Below are 16,281 nucleotides of genomic sequence, written 5' to 3' on the forward strand. Positions count from 1 at the left end.
AACTTCATCACTTTGTTGTAAAAAACTTTTCGATTATAAATTAATCAATGGTTTTTAGCCTAAATTTGATGCATTTTCACCTAAAAATATTTCATTGATATGAACTTTAAAGATAAACATTTCAAGAAATAAGCGCTTTGTTTCATAAAAAGAAATGCTAATATCGATCAAAATTAACCCATAAAGATGATATAAAAATGACGTATAAAGATGAAACTTTAGCCATTCATGCAGGTTATAGCCCTGAACCCACGACAAAAGCAGTTGCAGTTCCGATTTATCAAACGACTTCTTATTCTTTTGATAACACACAACATGGCGCAGATTTATTTGATTTAAAGGTTTCAGGTAATATTTATACGCGCATTATGAACCCAACAACTGCGGTACTTGAACAACGTGTTGCTGCTTTGGAAGGTGGTATTGGTGCATTGGCTTTGGCATCAGGCATGGCGGCAATTACTTATGCCATTCAAACCATTGCTGAAGCAGACGATAACATTGCATCTGTTTCAACGCTTTATGGCGGGACTTATAATTTATTTGCACATACCCTACCCAAACAAGGCATTGAAGTTCGCTTTTTCGATTATCAAAAACCTGAAAGCCTACGTGACTTAATTGATGAAAAAACCAAATTGGTCTTTGTGGAATCTATTGGTAATCCACTTGGTAATATTATTGACCTAGAAGAAATTTCTAAAATTGCACATGAGTATGGTGTTCCCGTCATTGTCGATAACACTGTTGCAACGCCTGTTTTACAAAAATCTTTTGAATTTGGTGCAGATATTGTGGTGCATTCATTGACTAAATATATTGGCGGTCATGGTAATTCGATTGGCGGCATTATTGTCGATAGCGGCAAATTCCCTTGGGGCAAATATCCTGAACGCTTCCCTGCTTTAAATACACCAGATCCAAGTTATCACGGGGTAAATTATGTAGAAGCTTTAGGTGAAGCTGCTTATATCGCTCGTGCACGTGTTGTGCCTTTACGTAATACAGGTGCGGCAATTAGCCCTCAAAATGTCTTCCTCATTCTACAAGGCTTAGAAACATTAAGCTTACGTATGGAGCGTCATACTGAAAATGCGTTAAAAGTTGCGACCTATTTAAAAGCTCATCCAAAAGTTAAGTGGGTGAATTACGCAGGGTTAAAAGACCATCCTCAACATGCATTGGCGCAAAAATATGTAAAAGGTAAACCATCGGCAATTTTATCTTTTGGCGTTCAAGATGGTTTAGCAGGCGGAACTCGCTTTATTGATGCGCTGCAATTATTTACACGCTTAGTCAATATTGGTGACGCAAAAAGTTTGGCGTGTCATCCTGCAACAACAACCCATCGTCAATTAAATGAAGAAGAGCTTAAAACAGCGGGTGTCAGTATTGATATGGTGCGCTTATCTGTAGGAATTGAACATGCAGATGACTTGATTGCAGACCTTGAACAAGCACTTGCTCAAGTCTAATTTTTTATAAAGAATCCCTTTTATTACATAAATAAAAGGGATTTTTCATATCTAAGATATTGGTTTTATTTAACGTTCATGCTAAGAATAATAATTAAGCACTCATTATAAAAATACAAATGGAAGAACAACTTTAAACTTTAGCGTGACAAATTGAATATAAAAACAAGCTTTTTGGATATTCATTCAATTCATGCATTGCTTTAAACTGCCAATCTTAATGAGCGGCTGAAACCTTGAAGTCATCAATATTTCAGTCAATTTTTATCAGGGAATAGAACTGTGAAAACCAAATTAGAAAAAGCGTTTCAACAAAAAGTAAATGGAAAAACTGTCCTCATTACGGGTGCATCAAGCGGTATTGGTTTAACTGTTGCACATAAACTTGCCGACGCAGGTGCGCGTGTACTTCTTGTTGCACGTACAGTCGAAACTTTAAATGAAGTAAAAGATGAAATTGAAGCTAAAGGTGGGCAAGCACTGGTTTTTCCATGTGACTTAAATGACATCGCTTCAATTGATGAAGTTTCTAAACAAATTCTAAGTTCTGTCGATCATATTGATATCTTAATTAATAATGCAGGACGCTCTATTCGCAGAGCAGTACATGAATCTGTAGATCGTTTTCATGATTTTGAACGTACCATGCAACTCAACTACTTTGGTGCTATTCGCTTAGTGATGAATATTTTACCGCAAATGATGATGCGTCGAGATGGGCACATCATTAATATTAGTTCAATTGGTGTATTGGCAAATGCAACGCGTTTTTCTGCATATGTTGCTTCAAAAGCCGCATTAGATGCTTTTAGTCGCTGTTTATCTGCCGAAGTTCACTCACACAATATTGCAATCACCTCGGTGTATATGCCACTTGTGCGCACCCCTATGATTGCACCAACTAAAATTTATAACTACGTTCCGACTTTATCTCCTGCACAAGCAGCAGATTTAGTTGCTAAAGCAATTGTGAAGCGTCCGAAAAAAGTAGCAACAAATTTAGGTCGTTTGGCATCCATCACCTATTCCATTGCACCTGATGTAAATAATAAATTGATGTCGATTGGCTATAACTTGTTCCCAAGTTCTAGCGCTTCTGTGGGTGAGCAGCAAAATTTAAATTGGGTTCAAAAGGCTTATGCCCGCTTATTCCCTGGTGAGCATTGGTAGTTTTTAACACTCAACTTTATATATAAAGTTGAGTGTTTTTTTTCTTCTTTGATGAAATTTAATAATACTTTAAGAATAAAGATTCAAAATTTAAACAATAAAAACTGAGGAGATACCTCATGAATAGAACAATATTGTTCAAAATATTTTGCTTTTGTGCTTCTTTCTTATTACTCAGTAATATGATTGTAGACTTCAAATCTGAACAGATTCCTTATGTGAATATATTGATTCAGTTTGGTCTTATACTATTGCTTATAGATTTGGGTTTTAATGCAAAAGAAGAACTTAAAAACCAAGAAGATGATATTCAAATAAAATCATCTTCAAAATATCGTTATTTAATGTCTAAAATTGGGTTAAGTACTTCAATTATTGGTTTTTTAATTCAATCGCTCAGCATTTAAAGCCAACTTAATTATCTAAAATTCCATGTTAAATTTAATGATTAATTGCTTATAGCACCTTAATTTCATGTTATAAACACGATGCTTTTCATCTTATTTATCGAGTTTATGCGAATATTTGCTTTAGTTTTACAATTGGGTTGTTTGGCTTTTGCGCTTTATTTAAGCTATAAAGTTGGCTTATCTTTGTACCAAAATGATTATGTGCTGATGGAGCTTGTAGCGAATATTGGTACTATTTTAATTTGTATCGACTTAGGTACTTTCCTTTTTTCAAGCAATACGAAAGATGGTATTAGTCTTGAGCAATATGCAAAACAATTAGACCAACCACCATCAAAACTTGTAAATGTGACCCGTAAACTTGGTCATTTAGGCATTATGCTGATTATTTGTAGTTGGGTTGTTCCTCTTATATAAAAAGAATTATAAATAATAAAAAAACCTCCCAAATGGGAGGTTTTTTTAGCAATTAAAGATTACTTCGAACCTTTAATCCCTGCTTGTAATAACAACGCACCTAAACCACCAATTTTTTGCTCTTGAGGTTTAGCAGACTGAGGTTTTTTACCTTGTGGACGATCGCCTTGAGGACGTGCATTTTGCGGACGCTTCGCTTGAGGCTTACGTTCAGCACGTTGCTCATTGCTTTGTTCACGGCGTGGCTGACGAGGCGCTTTCGCAGGAGCTTCAGAACCTTCAGGACGCATCGACAAGTTCACACGGTTACGCTCAACATCTACGTTTAAAACGCGCACTTGAACAATTTGACCAGGCTTAACCACTTTATGTGGATCAGATACAAATTCATTCGCAAGTTCAGAAATATGCACTAAACCATCTTGATGAACACCAACATCAACAAATGCACCAAAGTTCGTTACATTGGTAATTACACCTTCCAACTGTAAGCCTTCAGTCAATTGAGATACTTGCGTAATATCATCACGGAACTTAGCAGTACGGAATTCTGGACGCGGGTCACGACCTGGCTTTTCAAGTTCAGCCAATACATCTTTAATCGTTGGAAGACCAAATTTATCATCAACCAATGCTTCTGCATCAACTTGACGAATAATTTCAGAATTACCAATAATGTCTTTTACAGTTGTCGCTTTCGCTTCAACAATTTTAGACACCAATGCATAAGATTCTGGATGAACAGCAGAAGCATCTAGAGGCTCTGAACCATCTTGAATACGTAAGAAGCCTGCCGCTTGCTCAAAAGTACGCTCGCCTAAACGTGGTACATTTTTCAAATCTTTACGGCTGTCAAAACGACCATTTTCTTTACGGAAATCTACAATTTGTTGCGCGATAGATTTATTCAAACCTGCGATATAACCCAAAATTGCTGAAGATGCTGTATTTACATCTACACCAACCGAGTTCACACAGTCTTCTACTACAGCTTCAAGTGTTTTTGCTAAACCTGCTTGGTTTACGTCATGTTGATATTGACCTACACCAATCGATTTAGGATCAATTTTCACAAGTTCTGCAAGCGGATCTTGTAAACGACGTGCAATTGAAACAGCACCACGAATTGAAACATCAAGTTCAGGAAGTTCTTGTGAAGCCAATTCTGAAGCAGAATAAACCGATGCACCTGCTTCTGAAACAGAAACACGTGTAAGTTTAAGATCTGCATTTGCAGTCATCATTTCTGCAACAACGGCTTCAGTTTCGCGACTTGCAGTACCATTACCAATGGCAATAAGGTCTACATTGAATTCACGACAAAGACGTTCAAGTTCTGCAATTGAACCTGCTTTATCTTCTTTTGGTGCAAATGGGTAAATTGTGCTGTGTGCAAGTACATCACCCGATGCATTGACAACAGCAAGTTTCACACCTGTACGAATACCAGGGTCAACACCTAAAGTTGTACGTGCGCCTGCTGGTGCAGATAGCAATAAATGGCGTAAATTTTCTGCAAATACATCCATTGCTTCATTTTCAGCAACCAAACGTTTTTCAGTCAATAATGAATGTTCGATACTTGGACGAACTTTACCTAACCAAAATAATTTTGCAGTTTGCTTTAAGAAATCTTGACGGCTTTGTGGCTGTGCAGTTTCTAAATCGTATTCAGTTTCAATACGAGTAAGCGGTGTAGCATCTTCACCATCTACTTTTAAGCCAAGTACGTTTTCTTGACGACCACGTAACATTGCCAATAAGCGATGTGAAGGTACTTTGTTAAAGTTTTCAGAAAAATCGAAGTAATCGCGGAATTTCTTACCAACTTCTTTTTTCTCTTCACTTGCAACTAAGCTTTTTAATACCGCTGTTTTTGCAAATGTTGCTTTCAAATCTGTTGTTAAAGCAATGTTCTGCGCCCAATCATCAATTAAAATGTGTTGGATTGCATCTAATTGGCTTTCTACATCTGCATAGTCTTCATGGCTAAAACCTGCCAAAGCTTCAGTAGGATCAATTGCTTCTTTAAAGATTTTTTCAGCAATAGGACCTAAGCCTGCTTCTTTTGCCTTGAAAGATTTACTCGTACGTTTTGGACGGTACGGTGCATAAATCTCTTCTAATGCATTTTTTGTTTCAGCAGCATTTACGCGAGCAAGTAAATCATCAGATAATTTATTTTGTTCTGTTAATGACTCAATTACTTTTGCACGACGCTCAAATAGGTCGCGTAAGTAAGATAAGCGTGTATCAAGCTGACGTAATTGCGTATCGTCTAAACCTTGCGTTACTTCTTTACGGTAACGTGCAATAAATGGAACGCTTGCCCCGTCATCAATTAACTTGATAGCAGCTTCAATTTGGTTAGGACGTACGGCAATCTCACTTGCCAACTGCTGAACTAAGTCAGTCATCGTGTTTAATTCCACAAAGGATAAGGACTAAAAGTTAGGATTATAAAGACCAAGTGTATAAAATCCACAATTGTTTTATAAAATTTATATATGAATATTCCTGCCAAGACGTTTTTTTTCACTTTTTTGACTTAATTTAAAGATAAACTTCCTTTAAATTCATCGAGTTTGTTTTGTTTATTTAAAAAATACATGTATATATTTAGTATCTAGGTCTTGATTTAAAATGCAATATTTGTTGCTTTAGAACATAGTAATAAGATGGCAATGAATCGTATACTCAAAGTAATGAAAAACTTTTTGTCTATGACAAGAAATAATAAAGGAGAACATCATGAGTTTAGTTGTACCTGCTGAAAATACAGATGTCGTACAAGCTGAAACTGACCGCGTTGAACGTATCCTCGTTGTCGATGATGATGTTCGTCTTCGCACTTTACTTCAACGCTTTTTAGAAGATAAAGGCTTTGTGGTAAAAACTGCACATGATGCAGCGCAAATGGATCGTTTATTACAGCGTGAGCTTTTTTCGCTTATTGTTTTAGACTTTATGCTTCCTGTAGAAGATGGCTTAAGTATTTGCCGACGCTTACGTCAATCGAATATCGACACACCTGTCATTATGCTTACTGCACGTGGCAGCGATGCTGACCGTATTGCGGGCTTAGAAGCTGGTGCAGACGACTATTTACCAAAACCATTTAACCCGAACGAATTACTTGCACGTATTCGTGCGGTATTGCGTCGCCAAGTTCGTGAAGTGCCAGGTGCACCTAGCCAACAAATGGAAGTGGTTAGTTTTGGTCCTTGGTCTTTAGATCTTTCTACACGTACATTAACGCGTGAATCACAAGTAGTGACTTTAACGACTGGCGAATTTGCTGTTCTAAAAGCACTTGTTCAACATCCACGTGAACCACTTACTCGTGACAAGCTTATGAATCTTGCACGTGGTCGTGAATGGGGTGCAATGGAGCGTTCTATCGATGTTCAGGTTTCACGCTTACGTCGCCTGATTGAAGAAAATCCTGCTCGTGCCCGCTACATTCAAACGGTTTGGGGCGTAGGTTATGTCTTTGTTCCAGATGGTGCTGAATAAATAACTGTGTTTATTTAAGTGATTAAACATCTCTAAAATAAACTTGAAAAGCCATTCTCTACTTTAAAAACTTATGAAATCTAACCATTAGAGGACATATAAAAGTTTAGTGAATGGCTATTTTTTTGACTTATCCCAATTCAATGGTATGCACTTTTCGAAGATCCCCACATCGCATTATCCTAAAATTTCGAATAACCATCTGCCATTAAAATAATATAGCTAAAGGAATCAGGTGTGAAACTCGAACCCATTGATCCACAAAATTTCACAGAATACGAAGCTTATTCAGAAAGAAAGCGTACACCATGGGAACGCTTCCTAGATAAAATTAAACCACGCTCTGCGGCAATGCGAACCGCTGTATTGGTTGTTTTTGTCGTTTTCTTTAGCTTATTTATGTCTTTATGGTTCTTTTGGCGCACTTTATACCTTCCAGAAATACAACAACATGCACGCTATCTTGCAATTGAATTAGAAGTTCTTAGAAATCCAAATATAAAAATCCTTGATCATGATAAAGAAATTACACCTCATGATTGGCTAAACAGCCGTGCAGGTCTTGAATATGTGACAGATCCTGAAGAGTTTCCAAATGTAAAAGAAAAAATTGTCGCAGAGTTCTTTACCAATAAAGTTGAAGAAAGTCTTGCCAAAGAACTTAATATTGATACAGCCACTGTATATTTCCAATTTAAACCAAGCCCTCAAATTTGGATTCAAACACCTGAAATGCAGGGTAATTGGGTTAGAGAGCCTTTAAGAACTTATGCTAACTATAGCCCCGAACTTATTTTAATTTGGCTACTTGGCGTTCCGCTTATTTCAGCCATTATTATTTTAACTTTGGTTCGACAGCTCAATAGACCTTTATTACGCCTACAAAATGCAGCTAATAGCTTCAGTAAAACAGGTACAGCACCTTATTTAGAAACAAATCATGGTCCATTAGAAATTCGCCAAGTTAACCAAGCATTCAATCAAATGATTTATACCTTAGATCAAACCGAACGTGATCGACGCATCATGTTGGCAGGTATTTCACATGATTTACGCACCCCCCTTACCCGCATTCGTTTAAGTGCTGAAATGATGCCCGATGACGACTTCTTAAAAGAAGGTCTTATTTACGATGTTGAAGATATGGATGCGATTTTAAATCAGTTCATTTCTTATATGCGTGATGGTTCTGACGAAGAAATTCATGACACAGATTTAAATGCACTATTACAAGAACTGATTATTCAATTTAAACCACTCGATATTCGTTTTGAACAAACTGAGCTACCCCTTATTCAAGCACGAACGCTATCTTTAAAAAGATTGGTGGGTAATTTAATTAATAACTCTAAACGTTACGGCGCAGAACCTATCGAACTTTCTGCAACAGTTGAAAATGAACACATTTTAATTCATGTTGCAGATAACGGCGAAGGTATTCCGGAAAATCAAATTGACGAACTTATGCAACCCTTTGTTCGTGGTAATGAAGCCCGAACGATTCAAGGAAGTGGCTTAGGTCTATCTATTGTAAAAAGAATTGTTGATATCCACCAAGGTGAGCTTACGATTAAAAATCGTTCACAAGGTGGTCTTGAAGCAATCATCTCTTTACCAATAACCCATATAGAAAACAATGGCGTGCCAACTGTCAGTCGCTTCGAGAAATTAAAACAAAGTATTACAGAACATTTCTAAATCATGATGAATAGTTGATCAAACAGTTTTGATCAACTATTCATCCACCATTTTTTTAATATTTAAAAACAATAAGATAAAAACCATCAAATTTTCTTATACCTTCATTTTTTCAAAAAATTAGACCTTAGCCTAACAGGTATGTAAATTGGCTCTTTGATCGGTACAATCCGTATCAGTTTTAAGATTTTAACGAGAGTAATCCATGTCTTTAGATCGTATCCGTTTAGCTAGCCTCCATGACAAAGTAATCAGTGCTGAAGAAGCTGCCAAATTTATTAAAGATGGTATGACCGTAGGTATGAGTGGCTTTACTCGTGCTGGTGAAGCAAAAGCTGTTCCTTTAGCTTTAGTAAAACAAGCGAAAGAAAATCCGTTAAAAATCACTTTAATTACTGGCGCAAGTCTTGGTAATGATTTAGACAAACAATTGACTGAAGCAGGCGTACTTGCACGTCGTCTTCCATTCCAAGTAGATAACACATTACGTAAAGCCATCAACAAAGGCGAAGTAATGTTTATTGACCAACATTTGTCTGAAACTGTTGAACAAATGCGTAATGGTCAGCTTAAGAAAAATGATATTGCTGTAATTGAAGCTGTTGCAATTACCGAAGATGGCGGCATCATTCCTACAACTTCTGTAGGTAACTCTGCAAGCTTCGTTCAATTTGCTGAACAAGTGATTGTTGAAATCAACACAAATTTAAGCCCTGCTTTTGAAGGCTTACACGACATTTACATTCCTGAAATGCGTCCAACTCGTGGTCCAATCCCATTAACTAAAGTTGATGAGCGTATTGGTACAACTGCAATTCAAGTTGACCCTTCAAAAATCGTAGGTATCGTATTTAACAGCGAACTGCACGATTCTCCATCTACAGTAACTGAGCCAGATGATGAGACTCAAAGCATTGCAGATCACCTTATTGCATTCTTTGAACGCGAAGTTGCTGCAAACCGCTTACCATCTAACTTAGGTCCATTACAAGCTGGTATTGGCTCTATTGCAAATGCCGTATTAACAGGTCTTAAAGATTCTAATTTTGAAGACTTAGTGATGTATTCTGAAGTACTTCAAGACTGTACTTTCGAACTTATCGATGCAGGCAAAATGAAATTTGCTTCAGGTTCTTCAATCACTTTATCTGAAAAGTACGGTGAAAAAGTATTTAACAACATCGAAGCTTACAAAGACAAATTAGTACTTCGTCCACAAGAAATCTCTAACCATCCAGAACTTGTACGTCGTACAGGTATTATTGGTATTAATACTGCACTTGAGTTCGATATTTACGGCAACGTAAACTCTACTCACGTTTGTGGTACTAAAATGATGAACGGTATTGGTGGTTCAGGTGACTTTGCACGTAATGCTCACATTGCAATCTTCGTAACCAAATCAATCGCGAAAGGCGGTGCAATTTCTTCTGTTGTTCCTTTTGCATCTCACATTGACCACGCATGTCATGACGTAGACGTATTGGTAACAGAACAAGGTCTTGCAGATTTACGTGGTTTAGCACCTCGTGAACGTGCTCGCGCAATTATCGATAACTGCGTACATCCAATGTATCAAGATGCTTTAAACGATTACTTCGCTCGTGCATGTGCTAAAGGCGGTCAAACTCCTCACATTCTACGTGAAGCTTTATCTTGGCACTTCAACTTCGAAGAACAAGGTAAAATGCTTGTAGAAGCTGAAGAACTTGCTGAAGCTTAATATTTAGCAAAATAAAAACGCCCTTCGGGGCGTTTTTTTATACCTTAAAATTTAGCACAAAAACTGTTTACTATTCATACAATTATGAATTAATCTCGACTTATCCTAATTAGGTTACTTTTAAACAAATATGTTTATTATCAGACAATTTACAGAAACTGATTTAGAAGATGTGATTTCACTTTGGGAAGTTTGTGACTTAACGCGCCCTTGGAATAGCCCAGAAATTGATATATTCAGAAAAGTCGCTCAAAAAGATGAGCTTTTCTTAGTGGCAGTCAAAGACAATGAGCTGATAGCTACACTTATGGGCGGTTATGACGGTCATAGAGGCTGGTTAAACTATTTAGCGGTTCATCCACATGTTCAACGCAATGGCATTGCTACAGCGCTAATACAGCAACTAGAAAAGCGTTTAATTGCCCTTGGTTGCCCAAAGCTTCAACTTCTTATTCGTAAAGACAATATCGACGTGCAAAACTTTTATGAGCAATTGGGCTATGAAGAAATTGAAGCAGTTTGTTTTGGGAAGCGACTGATCTCAGATTAAAAACACCTTTCAACATTTACCGCCCCATTCTAAATAAAATAGGAAATTCAACTGCAAAAGATTGTGCAGAATTTTTCAATGCTTGCTTTAACTCACTTAAAGGATCATCTGAATTCTGGATTTTATAATGTTTAATTGCAGACCATGTATTTAAATAATCCAAAAGTTGTTCTGCCGACCAAACATATTCCATCTGCATTTTAGATATGGCTATTTCCTGAAAAGGAAATGGAATGGTTAAATATTCCTCATCTATATATTTACGCTCTGCATCCCAATAACCTTTCAATATGTGAAAATAAAGCTTTTGAATAAGATCATTCACTTTTGAGTCTTTAAGCTGAAGCAAACCATAGCCGATCACAGCAAAAACACCGTTAGGCTTTAATACACGCTTTACTTCTTTATAAAAACTTTCAAAATTAAACCAATGAATGGCTTGTGCCACGGTAATTAAATCGAAATAAGCCGATGGAAAATTATTCTGTTCTGCTGCTTGAACCAAATATTCTACATTTTTGAAAGTGGGTGCTTGTGAGAGCTGTTGTTGGCTTAAATCTGTTGCAATCACATTCGAAAAATATGGACTTAATAATTGAGTAAATTGCCCCGACCCTGCACCACAATCCCAAGCATATTCTTTATATTCTACATGCTTCAATATTTCATCGACTACACTTTGCGGATAGCTTGGTCTGGCTTTTTGATAAAGCGAACTCTGACTTGAGAATAAATCTTTCATTTTTAATTTAAATATTCGCATTATTTGAAGTTCTAATTTAGCGAATTTACCTAGTAAAACAATGCTTAGACACAAATTTCAAGCAATAAAAAACCCCAAACAATGTTTGAGGTTTTTTGAATATGGTGGCGAGACCCAGGATCGAACTGGGGACACACGGATTTTCAATCCGTTGCTCTACCTACTGAGCTATCACGCCGATGCGGTGTATTAAGCCGTATCTCGAGTTAATAGTCAATATAAATCCTAACTTTTTTATTTGAGTGCCTTTTTTTTGCACAAAAAAAATCTCCAACATATGTTAGAGATTTTTTTAAACGTTTTCACGTTTGAATATGGTGGCGAGACCCAGGATCGAACTGGGGACACACGGATTTTCAATCCGTTGCTCTACCTACTGAGCTATCACGCCGATGACGCGTATTAAACAATTTCACAGTGAACACGTCAAGTGACTTTCTTTGATATTGAATCAAATGTTCACTTTTAAATCATATTTAACACATTACGTTGAATTTTGCTTAATTTACAAACGATTATTTAATCGTTACTTAATCATCTTAAAAAAATTAAAGCTTGTTTAGACTTTCTAGGCAACGATGAATCGCACCACACCCAGGAACAAAAGTGGTCACACCCTTTTCTTCTTCCATACGGCAAACTTCACTCACCAATCTTTCTGCAACGCCACGACCACGGTTTGCAGGGTGAATCACAATGTTCTCAATCGTTCGAGTTTCCCCCTGACCTGTACACCATACCGCTCCAATAATTTTTGTATTAAATTCTGCGATGTAAAGTAATGTATACTGATCTAAGTTTTGTTCAAGTTGTTCTGTGGCATCTTTCCCATCTGCAAACTCTGGGCTAGTGTCATACAGTCGCTCAAGCTGAGTACGGACTTCATCATTTTCGATAGAAGTTTTGGCATGTACGTTAATAGGCATTGATTAACCCTCCTGAGCAATCTAATATGCGGTATTTAGTCACCGCTAAAAACATTTTATATCAATCATTTCAACGTTTTTGAGGAACGTGTTTATGACGCAACGTATCAGTGAAGTGGTAAGAAATACCAACGAAACTAAAATTCGTGTTCGTGTAAATCTTGATGGTACGGGTCAAGGCACCCTCAATACAGGTGTTCCCTTTTTAGATCATATGATCGATCAAATCAAGCGACATGGCTTATTTGATATTGATATTCATTGTGATGGCGATTTAGAAATTGATGATCACCACACGGTAGAAGACTGTGGTATCACGCTTGGTCAAGCTTTTGCACAAGCTTTGGGCGATAAAAAAGGTCTAAAACGCTATGGTCATTTCTATGCGCCACTTGATGAATCTTTAAGCCGTGTCGTTGTCGACTTATCGGGTCGTCCGGGCTTATGGATGGATATTCCATTTACACGTTCATTGATTGGTTCATTCGACGTCGATTTATTCTCTGAATTTTTCCAAGGTTTTGTGAATCACGCATTAATGACGCTTCACATTGACAATTTGAAAGGCAAAAACAGCCATCACCAAATTGAAAGTGTATTTAAAGCATTTGCACGTGCGCTTCGTATGGCTTGTGAAGTCGATCCTCGTGCAGAAAATACTGTCGCTTCAACCAAAGGTACTTTGTAATGACCCGTATTGCCCTTTTAGACTATGGCATGGGAAATCTTCACTCAGCAGCAAAAGCATTAGAACATGTGGGTGCAACTGTTGATGTGACAAATGATCCAAAGTTAATTGCACAAGCAGATAAAATTGTATTTCCCGGTGTAGGCGCAATGCGTGATTGTATGCAAGGTATGCATGAAGCAGGTATTGATGAAGTTGTACGTAATGCCGTTTTCAATAAGCCTGTTCTTGCCATTTGTGTAGGCATGCAAGCGTTAATGCAACGTTCTGAAGAAAATGGCGGTGCAGATGCACTGGGTATTTTTGAAGGTGCTGTTAAACGCTTCCCCGATGTTGATGGTTTAAAAGTACCGCACATGGGTTGGAACCAAGTTCATCAAGCAGACCCAAGCCATCCTATGTGGAAAGACATCGAACAAGATGCTCGTTTCTACTTTGTACATAGTTTTTATGTAGAACCACAAGATAAATCTCTTGTTGCTGCAACATGTGATTATGGTCTTGAGTTCTGTACAGCGATTCATAAAGAGAACTTATTTGCTACACAGTTCCACCCTGAAAAAAGTCATACAGCAGGTTTGCAATTGCTTAAAAACTTCGTGGAATGGAACATCTAATTTTTCAAATGATTTCAAAAAAGCTCACTTCGGTGGGCTTTATTTTTAACCATAAAGCAAATATTATTCACCGCGCAATATCTCTATAAACAGCATATTTTTTCTTTTTAAAAGTTTTTTATAACAAATTTTATTTTTGGGATTATTAAAAAATGAATTCACCTATTCAACAAACTAAAGATTCAGCTTTCAAAGCTAATGGTCGTTTTGGACGACTATCATTTGCTGCATGGAACTTACTGCTTGCAATATTTATATTGGCTCTATTCATATTAGCATCGATTTTTTTTCAAAGCTCTGAACAATCCGACTCAATCTATTCAGGGATATTTTTCTTTTCAGTTGTGATTTATGCTTTAGGGATTTACTTCTCTTTTGTTTTTATCATTAGACGTTTACACGATAAAAATCAATCAGGTTGGCTTTCTCTTCTCGTTCTCTTACCAATCGCTAATCTAATCTTAATTATTTATTTACTTTGTGCAAAAGGCGACCCTTCACTTAACCGTTATGGAAATCCTCGTTTAACAGTTGGATGGGAAAAAGTATTGGGGTGGATTTATATTATTTGTATTCCTGTAACTTTTGTTCTTGGTATTTTGGCCGCAATTTCTATTCCTGCTTATCAGGATTATGTTGAACGCTCTAAGCAGATCCAAATTGAGCAAAATCATCAACAATAAAAAGCAATTTCAAATAAAGCCTGATAATTCAGGCTTTATTTTTGCTTAAACACTCAAAACCCTTTAATCTCAAAAATTATGGATTTAAGTTTGAAATTATATGGAAGTGCAACAAACTGCTTTATTATCAAAAGAAGAAATTTCCAAACTTCCATTATTTAAAAACTTATCATCAAATCAAATTGTTGTGCTACAAACACTCGATCAATGCATAGCATTACAAGAAGAACTTTATAACACTGCTTTATTCGGCTTCGATTCAGAATCTAAACCAACATTTACCAAAGGTGAAACGCAAACAGGCCCTCACCTCATTCAACTTGCTACATTAGAAAAAGCCTATTTATTCAAAGTAAACCCTGAAATTCTTAATTTTCTAGCACCCATTTTTAGCAGTCACGACCAAATTAAAATCGGTTTCGGTTTAAAAAATGATGCTCATCTTTTCAGAAAAAAAGGTATCGAACTCAATAGTATTATTGAATTATCTAAATGCTTTTCTAGCTTTGGATATAAAAACCAAGTGGGTCTAAAAAATGCCATTGCGATACTATTTAACGAGCATTTTCCTAAATCTAAAAAAATAAGCACCTCAAATTGGGCAAGAAAAGAATTAACGTCTCAACAAATTTCTTATGCGGCAGCAGATGCTTACGGTGCAATTTTAGTTTTTGAAGAACTTTTACGCTTAGGTTTATTACCAAAAAACATTCCGAGCACCAATTTAAAGCTCCAAACACCAATTTAAAGCCCCGAATACGCCCGATTAAAATAAAACCATCATCAGATGCTTAGAGAATTGCCAATACTTTGTTAAGATTGTCGCCATTAAATTCAACAAGATTTGGCTAGGAGCGAAAGCATGCTGATCATCCCTGCAATTGACCTGAAAGATGGCAAATGTGTCCGTTTAAAACAAGGTCGTATGGAAGACGATACTGTATTTTCTGATGATCCTGTTGCAACTGCACAACATTGGGTAAATGAAGGTGCTCGTCGTCTCCATCTAGTAGATTTGAACGGTGCTTTCGCAGGTACACCTATTCACAAACCTGTTGTTGAAGCCATTTGTAAAGCTCAACCAAATCTTCCAATTCAAATTGGTGGCGGTATTCGTTCTTTAGAAACTATCGAGCATTATTTAGATGCAGGTGTTTCTTATGTGATTATTGGAACAAAAGCCGTTCAAGATCCATCATTTGTTGAAGAAGCATGTAAAAAATTCGCAGGTCATATCATTGTCGGTATTGATGCAATGAATGGCATGGTTGCAACTGACGGCTGGGCAAATGTCACTGACGTTAAAGCAACTGATCTTGCTAAACGTTTTGCAGATGCTGGCGTTTCTAGCATTGTTTATACAGATATTGCACGTGATGGCATGATGCAAGGTGTTAACGTTGAACAAACTGTTAATCTTGCAACATATTCAGGTTTACCTGTTATTGCGTCAGGTGGTGTAACCAACCTAGATGACGTTCGTAATTTGAAAGGTCAACCTGGCATTTTAGGTGCAATTACAGGTCGTGCAATTTATGAAAACACGCTGAATCTTCGTGAAGCACAAGCACTTTTAGACCAAGTGTAATTCGTCCTTTGTACAAAAAAGAGGTCTTTTGACCTCTTTTTTCATTTCACCAATTTT

General features: G+C 36.9%; 16 protein-coding genes and 2 tRNA genes. 13 read left to right on the top strand and 5 right to left on the bottom strand.

The annotated features are described in order from the left end of the window. Positions 1 to 197 precede the first annotated feature (197 nt). The 4 genes from GTK57_RS04720 to GTK57_RS04735 all read left to right on the top strand — a co-directional run bounded on the left by GTK57_RS04720 (position 198) and on the right by GTK57_RS04735 (position 3,472). On the top strand, positions 198 to 1,475 hold the full coding sequence (locus GTK57_RS04720) for an O-acetylhomoserine aminocarboxypropyltransferase/cysteine synthase family protein (protein WP_163121611.1): 1,278 nt from the start codon (positions 198 to 200) through the stop codon (positions 1,473 to 1,475). 282 nt (positions 1,476 to 1,757) lie between these two features. Continuing rightward, positions 1,758 to 2,645: an SDR family NAD(P)-dependent oxidoreductase gene (locus tag GTK57_RS04725; RefSeq protein WP_163121613.1), complete on the top strand. Its 888-nt coding sequence runs from the start codon at positions 1,758 to 1,760 to the stop codon at positions 2,643 to 2,645. Between the two features lie 119 nt (positions 2,646 to 2,764). Continuing rightward, positions 2,765 to 3,052, top strand: coding sequence for a hypothetical protein (locus GTK57_RS04730; protein WP_163121615.1), 288 nt, complete (start codon positions 2,765 to 2,767; stop codon positions 3,050 to 3,052). 108 nt (positions 3,053 to 3,160) lie between these two features. Further along, positions 3,161 to 3,472 (top strand): hypothetical protein, encoded by a 312-nt coding sequence (locus GTK57_RS04735; RefSeq protein WP_152875528.1) that lies wholly within the window; start codon positions 3,161 to 3,163, stop codon positions 3,470 to 3,472. Positions 3,473 to 3,531: 59 nt separating this feature from the next. Here the strand turns inward: GTK57_RS04735 and GTK57_RS04740 are convergent, their stop codons facing one another. Continuing rightward, a complete protein-coding gene (locus tag GTK57_RS04740) occupies positions 3,532 to 5,889 on the bottom strand; it encodes a Tex family protein (RefSeq protein WP_163121617.1) in 2,358 nt (785 codons plus the stop codon). Positions 5,890 to 6,223: 334 nt separating this feature from the next. Between GTK57_RS04740 and ompR the strand changes: the two genes are divergently transcribed. The 4 genes from ompR (at position 6,224) to GTK57_RS04760 (ending at position 10,959) form a co-directional block, all read left to right on the top strand. Beyond that, the gene (gene ompR / locus GTK57_RS04745) at positions 6,224 to 6,988 is read left to right on the top strand and encodes an osmolarity response regulator transcription factor OmpR (protein WP_152875523.1); all 765 of its coding nucleotides are present in this window, start codon (positions 6,224 to 6,226) and stop codon (positions 6,986 to 6,988) included. A gap of 237 nt (positions 6,989 to 7,225) precedes the next feature. Beyond that, positions 7,226 to 8,686, top strand: coding sequence for an ATP-binding protein (locus GTK57_RS04750; RefSeq protein WP_163121619.1), 1,461 nt, complete (start codon positions 7,226 to 7,228; stop codon positions 8,684 to 8,686). Positions 8,687 to 8,891: 205 nt separating this feature from the next. Continuing rightward, positions 8,892 to 10,409: an acetyl-CoA hydrolase/transferase family protein gene (locus tag GTK57_RS04755; protein ID WP_152875524.1), complete on the top strand. Its 1,518-nt coding sequence runs from the start codon at positions 8,892 to 8,894 to the stop codon at positions 10,407 to 10,409. Positions 10,410 to 10,539: 130 nt separating this feature from the next. Continuing rightward, complete coding sequence (locus GTK57_RS04760) at positions 10,540 to 10,959, top strand: GNAT family acetyltransferase (RefSeq protein WP_152875411.1); 420 nt, start codon at positions 10,540 to 10,542, stop codon at positions 10,957 to 10,959. A 16-nt stretch (positions 10,960 to 10,975) separates the two neighbouring features. Here the strand turns inward: GTK57_RS04760 and GTK57_RS04765 are convergent, their stop codons facing one another. The 4 genes from GTK57_RS04765 to GTK57_RS04780 all read right to left on the bottom strand — a co-directional run bounded on the left by GTK57_RS04765 (position 10,976) and on the right by GTK57_RS04780 (position 12,648). Further along, entirely contained in the window at positions 10,976 to 11,701 is a 726-nt protein-coding gene (locus tag GTK57_RS04765; RefSeq protein WP_163121621.1) for a class I SAM-dependent methyltransferase, read from the bottom strand. Positions 11,702 to 11,824: 123 nt separating this feature from the next. Continuing rightward, positions 11,825 to 11,900, bottom strand: a tRNA-Phe gene (locus tag GTK57_RS04770). Positions 11,901 to 12,037: 137 nt separating this feature from the next. Continuing rightward, a tRNA-Phe gene (locus GTK57_RS04775) sits at positions 12,038 to 12,113 on the bottom strand. A gap of 157 nt (positions 12,114 to 12,270) precedes the next feature. Next, entirely contained in the window at positions 12,271 to 12,648 is a 378-nt protein-coding gene (locus GTK57_RS04780) for a GNAT family N-acetyltransferase (protein WP_163121623.1), read from the bottom strand. A 94-nt stretch (positions 12,649 to 12,742) separates the two neighbouring features. On the opposite strand from GTK57_RS04780, the gene hisB reads away from it, so the two are divergent. The 5 genes from hisB (at position 12,743) to hisA (ending at position 16,224) form a co-directional block, all read left to right on the top strand. Next, a complete protein-coding gene (gene hisB, locus GTK57_RS04785) occupies positions 12,743 to 13,336 on the top strand; it encodes an imidazoleglycerol-phosphate dehydratase HisB (protein ID WP_152875406.1) in 594 nt (197 codons plus the stop codon). Then, positions 13,336 to 13,953 (top strand): imidazole glycerol phosphate synthase subunit HisH, encoded by a 618-nt coding sequence (gene hisH / locus GTK57_RS04790; protein WP_152875405.1) that lies wholly within the window; start codon positions 13,336 to 13,338, stop codon positions 13,951 to 13,953. Before hisB ends, hisH begins: the two co-directional genes overlap by 1 nt. Before the next feature lie 152 nt (positions 13,954 to 14,105). Continuing rightward, on the top strand, positions 14,106 to 14,636 hold the full coding sequence (locus GTK57_RS04795; protein WP_152875404.1) for a DUF805 domain-containing protein: 531 nt from the start codon (positions 14,106 to 14,108) through the stop codon (positions 14,634 to 14,636). A gap of 100 nt (positions 14,637 to 14,736) precedes the next feature. Next, a complete protein-coding gene (locus tag GTK57_RS04800) occupies positions 14,737 to 15,384 on the top strand; it encodes a 3'-5' exonuclease (protein ID WP_163121625.1) in 648 nt (215 codons plus the stop codon). A 114-nt stretch (positions 15,385 to 15,498) separates the two neighbouring features. Further along, the gene (gene hisA / locus GTK57_RS04805; RefSeq protein WP_152875402.1) at positions 15,499 to 16,224 is read left to right on the top strand and encodes a 1-(5-phosphoribosyl)-5-[(5-phosphoribosylamino)methylideneamino]imidazole-4-carboxamide isomerase; all 726 of its coding nucleotides are present in this window, start codon (positions 15,499 to 15,501) and stop codon (positions 16,222 to 16,224) included. Positions 16,225 to 16,281: the final 57 nt, after the last annotated feature.

Source organism: Acinetobacter portensis, from assembly GCF_010646905.1.
Taxonomy (GTDB): domain Bacteria; phylum Pseudomonadota; class Gammaproteobacteria; order Pseudomonadales; family Moraxellaceae; genus Acinetobacter; species Acinetobacter portensis.